The sequence below is a fragment of the Agrilactobacillus composti DSM 18527 = JCM 14202 genome, assembly GCF_001436375.1.
GTDB lineage: Bacteria > Bacillota > Bacilli > Lactobacillales > Lactobacillaceae > Agrilactobacillus > Agrilactobacillus composti.
Window position 1 is genome coordinate 1 of the sequence record NZ_AZGA01000036.1, and the last position, 2,616, is coordinate 2,616.

Here is a 2,616-nt window from a genome sequence, read left to right on the forward strand (position 1 = left end):
GCTGGGTAGTAGTCACCATCAGAAGCATGTACCCATTGAGCGTCAGTACCTAACTTCAATGATTGTTTGCCGTCGATGTATTTAACACCGAATACAGTGTATTGACCGTCAGCTTGGATAGTGCCAGTCAATGTACCGTCAGCGTTGTATAAAGCAACACCGGCACCAGTATCAAATGTACCAGATAATGATTTTTCAGTAGCTAAGTCAGAAGCCTTAACCCATTGGTCTTTACCTAAACGGTAAGCAACAATGTGGCCATCAGAATCTTTAGATACATCGAATGCAGACCATTCGTCATAAGATGTGTTCAACTTAGTACCAGAGTCCTTAGTAGTAGCGGCATCTGAGTAGATTGTAGCAGCTTTGTTGTCAGAATAAACGGCAGTACCTGTAGGTAATTTTTCAGTATCTACTTGCACTTCAGGAGTCACTTCTTTAAAGTTAGCAGCTTTGACGTAAGTCCAAGTCTTGCCTTGTTTACGAGCATAACCAACAATGTCACCATTCAAGCTATCTTTGATTACTTGCGTGTAGTCAAAGTTTTGGCCTTTGCCTACTTTAAGTGAATCAATCTTGTTAGAAAATGCAATATCGCCATAAACATCAGAATCAGCAGTAGCTGTTACTGTGCCTTTAACATTTTCAGCATAGTTGTATTGAGTAGTGGCATTAACGTCACCAGCTTTAACCCATAAGTCAGAAGCCTTGCCAGAAGCATCGCCCTTAACTACGTGATAAGCTAAAACAACAAATTTACCATTGTTATCATAAGAACCAGCAACTTGATCATAAGTCAAAGTAGTCTTGTAATCATTAACATATGTGCCAGTAGCATCAGCATTACCGTCAGTAGTGACTTGGCCAGTGCCATCAGTTGTGATTGCATAGCGATATAATGGTGTTAAGTCACGTTTAGTTGTAACAGTACCATTAACAGCGTTAACTAAATAGGTTGGAGTTGTAGGACCTTGTACGATTGCAAGATTTGCAACATCTTTATCGATGAAGTAAACAGCACCGTTATAAACAAAACCATAAGCATTTACGCCATTGCTTAAAATGTAAGAAGCGATTGGGCCTGTGATTGTGCCATTGTTGATGGCAGCAACAACATCTTTTTCAACAGCAGTATTAGAAGTTGCAGCACCATTAGCATCATTGGAATAAACTTTACCTGCAATGGCTGCATCAGTAATGGCAGCACCATTATTTTTCAAAGTATAGTTAGGAAGATCAGCTGTCTTAGTAAAACCAGTCACTAATTTGTTAGCAGTTGCATCACTAACAGCAACGTAATACTTTTGACCATTAACACCAGCTACAGTGTAATACTGAATACCACCAACTGTCTCTTGATTATAAGCAACTGGACCTACGGCAATTAAATTACCATTAGCAGTTGTTGCTTGGACCAACTGATTTGTAGATGCATTCATTGTAAAGATTTTAGCGGCAGCAGCACCACCATTAGCGCCTGTAGCATCCCATTGGATTGTGCTTGTAGTATCTGGTAATGTTGTTGTAGCTGCTTGAACAGTACCCTGTTCAGCAGATGTTGCTGTAAATGCAGTAGTTGCTACTGGCGCAACAGCTAATAAAGCTGCGGCAGCAACGCCTAAATATTTAACTTTAGATGTTTTCATGTGTAAAAGTTCCTCCTCATATCGAAACAAACATTTGATTATTTAATACTGTCAGTATTATACCACAGTCCCATATTCCAAGAAAAGAATTTTAATATTACATTGCCATTACAGCAATGCCAATATCGCACGCCTCCCCTGGAGCGCTCCACTGCACTCGAAAGTGACTCTTGAAATATCGGGCCAAAGACAAACTAACTTGATCCCAAATCATTGATACCATAAAGCGTAATTGTAATTGTTCCTAATACCATATACATTATAACACGTTACCCACATTTGTGTGTACCGATGGCCTGCAAATGTCAAAATTGCGACAAGTGTCCGGCTACCCGTACTGTCCGCAACCCACAAATGAGAAACAAATTGCCCAGCAATGATTAATAGCTTTTATATTAAGTTGGGTAAAACGGCAATTATAGCGATTCGACATCAGGGACGTCGAATTCTGGGATCGCGGGTAATTTTCAGCTGTGTGTTAGAACAACCATTGAAATCTGGCGGCGTCATAACTTTGTAATATTCTTGAAACAATCCTTGCAATCAAGCAAGCTTACCGTAAAACGTGGAAGGTGTTGATCTTAGCCGAAAATATTGGCGAGAATTGCCAATATTGAACTAAGGTCTCAAATTAACCGCAATTAGTTGCTGGCTTAAATCGTTGGATTTCCGACCACTGAAAACCCTTTGATCAATCCAGACAGCTGATAGTTGCTAATTTGACGCTGTTTGGTGCAGTATTCGTACTGAAAAGATAATTGGTATCTTTTCCATAAAAACTATAACTGTTCTCCTAGATAAAATCAAGAAAAACATAAATATCTTCGTTTTCATGCCTATCCCACAAGCTCAGTATAAAAACACGGCGTATTTTTGAATTGTGTGCCATGTGTCTCTAGCCGCTAGGTTATCTATACCACTTGGTACAATAAATACGGCATACTTTCGTCTTGAAATTATGAGAATTGTC

General features: G+C 39.4%; 1 protein-coding gene. It reads right to left on the reverse strand.

Translation table 11 applies throughout. The features are described from left to right. A partial coding sequence (locus FC83_RS06915; protein ID WP_035456375.1) for a hypothetical protein occupies positions 1-1,646 on the reverse strand: 1,646 nt, incomplete at its 3' end. Between the last annotated feature and the right edge of the window lie 970 nt (positions 1,647-2,616).